Origin of the sequence: Streptomyces beijiangensis, from assembly GCF_017315755.1 — a bacterium.
Taxonomy (GTDB): domain Bacteria; phylum Actinomycetota; class Actinomycetes; order Streptomycetales; family Streptomycetaceae; genus Streptomyces; species Streptomyces beijiangensis.
The window spans coordinates 1-2,972 of sequence record NZ_JAFLRJ010000738.1 but is presented as its reverse complement, the minus strand read 5'-3'; the positions used below and the strand labels follow the sequence as shown (position 1 = coordinate 2,972).

Annotated in this window: 3 protein-coding genes and 1 pseudogene; 1 reads left to right on the top strand and 3 read right to left on the bottom strand. The window is 73.8% G+C overall.

The window, feature by feature from the left end:
* The 3 genes from J0695_RS38785 to J0695_RS44615 form a co-directional block, all read right to left on the bottom strand.
* A partial coding sequence (locus tag J0695_RS38785) for a sirohydrochlorin chelatase (RefSeq protein ID WP_206969556.1) occupies positions 1-470 on the bottom strand: 470 nt, incomplete at its 3' end.
* A gap of 119 nt (positions 471-589) precedes the next feature.
* Complete coding sequence (locus J0695_RS38780; protein ID WP_206969555.1) at positions 590-1,366, bottom strand: isocitrate lyase/PEP mutase family protein; 777 nt, start codon at positions 1,364-1,366, stop codon at positions 590-592.
* Positions 1,363-2,673 (bottom strand): cytochrome P450 family protein, encoded by a 1,311-nt coding sequence (locus tag J0695_RS44615; RefSeq protein WP_242553736.1) that lies wholly within the window; start codon positions 2,671-2,673, stop codon positions 1,363-1,365. The genes J0695_RS38780 and J0695_RS44615 overlap by 4 nt, the downstream gene beginning before the upstream one ends.
* Before the next feature lie 118 nt (positions 2,674-2,791).
* Between J0695_RS44615 and J0695_RS38770 the strand changes: the two are divergent.
* Positions 2,792-2,972: pseudogene (locus J0695_RS38770) on the top strand (hypothetical protein); the annotation flags it as partial.

Genomic DNA, 2,972 nt, shown 5'->3' with positions numbered 1-2,972 from the left:
ACGAGCAGCGGGTGCGGGCCGAGCGGGGCCGCGGTGCGGGTGTGCAGGCGGGGCGCGGTGGCCGCGGCCTCGGGGAGGTCGTGCTTGACGTGGTAGCCGCGGCTGAGCAGAAGGGGTACGAGGATGGCCCTGCCGGTGCCGAGCGAGGCGAGGGCGGCGGGGAGCAGCGGCTCGTTCAGCTCGATGTGGCCGAGGCGCACGGAGATCCCCGGGCGCAGCTCGCTCACCCGCTCCAGGAGGGTCGTCACGGTGCGCAGGGCCCGCGGGTCGCGGCTGCCGTGGGCGACGGCGACGAGGGTGGGCGCGTTCTGGTCGGCGTGATCGGTGTGCACGGTCCTGCGGGTTCCGTTCAGGGAGACAAGGCTGAGCTGGGTTCCGAGTTCCGCGGTGATGCGGGTCAGCAGACCCGACGTGGTGTCGAGGGGCACCAAGTCGGTCCGTACATCGCGAGGGTGCTCGGGCTCCGTCATGAACCGATCCTGCCGGGCGGAGGTTGCCTGGGGATTGCGTGGGAGTGACGGGTGCTTTCGCGGGCCTCACACACCCGTGCGGTCGCGTGGGAGGCCGGCGGTCGGGACAGGGCGGGGATCTACGCCCCCGAGCTGAGCCGCTGCACCTGTGCGTACGACACCGTGCCCTGCTCCGCCGTCCGGCCCGCCCTGATGTCCCGCGCCACCTGCACGGCCGCGCCCAGCGCCGCCCGGAAGAGCAGCGAGCCGAGGCTCACCCGGCTCACGCCCAGGGCGCCGAGTTCGGGCACGGTGGGGCCCGTGGCCGAGTAGAGGATGTTCAGCGGTACGTCGAGGTGCTTGAGCAGGGCGGTGATCGTCGGTGCGTCGCTCAGTGCGGGGACGAACACGCCGTCCGCGCCCGCCTGTTGGTAGGCCGCCAGCCGGTGCGCGGTCTCCTTCTCCTGGCCGCCGCCCAGCCGGTAGGTGTCCGTACGGGCATTGACGAACATCCCCGGCACGGCCTCCTTCACCGCCGCGATCTTCGCCGCGTGCAGCTCCACCGGGGTGAGCGTGCCGTCGCCCCGGCCGTCCTCCAGGTTGATGCCGACCGCGCCCGAATCCGCCAACTCCCGTACAAATGAAGCCACTTCCGACGGGTCGTCGCTGAAACCTCCCTCCGCGTCCACCGTCAGCAGGAAGCCGCCCCCGCCCAGCCGCCCGGCCAGCTGCAGCGTCTCCTCACGGGTCGCACCCGTGCCGTCGGGGAGTCCGGCCGCCGCGGCCACGCCCAGGCTCGTCGTACCGATCGCCTCGAAGCCCTCGGCGGCGAGTGCCGTCGCGGAGGCGTGGTCCCAGGCGTTGGGGAGCAGGAGCGGGGTGCCGGGGCGGTGGTGGAGTGCGGTGAAGTCGTTCATGTCGTCTGCTCCTTGGCGGGTGTTGCGGCGGGGGTGGCTGCGGCTGTCGCGGCGGGGGTCAGGTCCCCTACGGAATCGGCGTAGTACGCCGAACCTGGCAGATGCGCGGCGATCTCGCGGAACGTCCAGCCCGTCCCCGGCAATGGGGTCTGCCCTGCTCGAACGAAGTTGAGAGCTTGGGGAACGTCGAGCTGGGCGGCGGTGAGGGCGTCGAGTCGGTTCGCCCAGATCCTCGCCAACCTGTTCAGTCTGCTGTGCGCCTCCTCCAGGTCCTCCTGGGTGAACGCCGCCAGGTCGGCCGGGGTCGTGGTGGCCGAGGCGTGCCAGTGGTCGGGCTGCGTCTCTTCGCCGGCCAGTCGGGCCTCAAGCTCCGCAAGGTGGTCGACCAGGTGGTCCGCAACCCGGCGGATCGCCTTGTGCGGGGTGTACACCCGGTCGTCCACGGGGCGCGGGCGCCCGTCCCAGTGCGTCCAGGTCGACGCGAGGCGGAGTACGTGCTCGACCATGTGCGTGATGCCTTCGGCGAGTTCGCGGCCCGGCCCGCGCTCCAGGATGCCCGCCGCGAGCGCCAGGGCGTGTGCGCGCCCCGGGCAGATCCGGGGCTCGGCCCCGAAGGTGAAGTGGTCCCCGTCCGCCTCCGGGTCCCGGTTGCCCGCCGCGATGTCGAGAAGCACCAGGTCCCCCGCGGCGACTGCCACCCCGCCGACCCGCGTGTCCCCCATCGCCGTCCTGCGCATGACCCGTACCGGCGGGTCGTACCGCAGCGTCTCCTCCAGCCGCGCCTCGACGGACTCCCCCGCACCGCCCCGCGCCCGCGCCCTGTCCACCAGGCCTCCGGTCGCATCACACGCCTGTACGAGCAGACCGATCCGGTGCGCCGCGACCTCCGGCTCCGGCCCGCACAGCTCCACCAGCCGGGCCACCGCCGCGTCCTCCGCAGCGCCTCCCCCGCCGAAGTACGCCCCCGCCGCCACACCGACCGCATCCGCGACGGCGTCCGGCTCCGCGAGCCCCATCGCCCCGGCGAGGGCGCGGACCACCGCTGCCCCGGATTCCCCGTCCCCGTCACCGTCCGCTCCCCCCACGGCCTTGCGCAGCTCCGCCGGGTCGAGCCGTGCCAGCTCCGCCTCCACCAGCGCCCGGCGCCACGCGTGCTCCTCGCCCGAGCTGAAGCGGGCGACGGAGGCGCGCAGCCAGGCCACCGTGCCGACCGGCCCCGGTTCCGCGGGCGTCGGGACCAGGAGCGGGTCGGCGAGGGCGGCCCGCACCTCGGCGTAACGGGTGAACTCGTGCGTCGCGAACGTCATGCCCCGCACGCTAGGCCCGGAACGCTTCGGCCCCCGCCGAACTGTGCGTGCACGCAACCGGACGGCCGCCCCGCGCGTCCGATCACTCAGGAGCCACCTCACCGGCGGGAGACCACACATGCGCAGGCCACACCTGCCGAGGACGCAGCGCGGAAGGCGCCGTGCCGTGCAGGGCCTCATGGTCGCGTGCGTGCTGGCGCTGACGCCGATGACCTGGATGCAGGCGGCGGCCTCCGACCGGATCCGTACGACCGGCGACGTGCCCGCGACCGAAGACGACGGCCACATCGGTCGCGGGC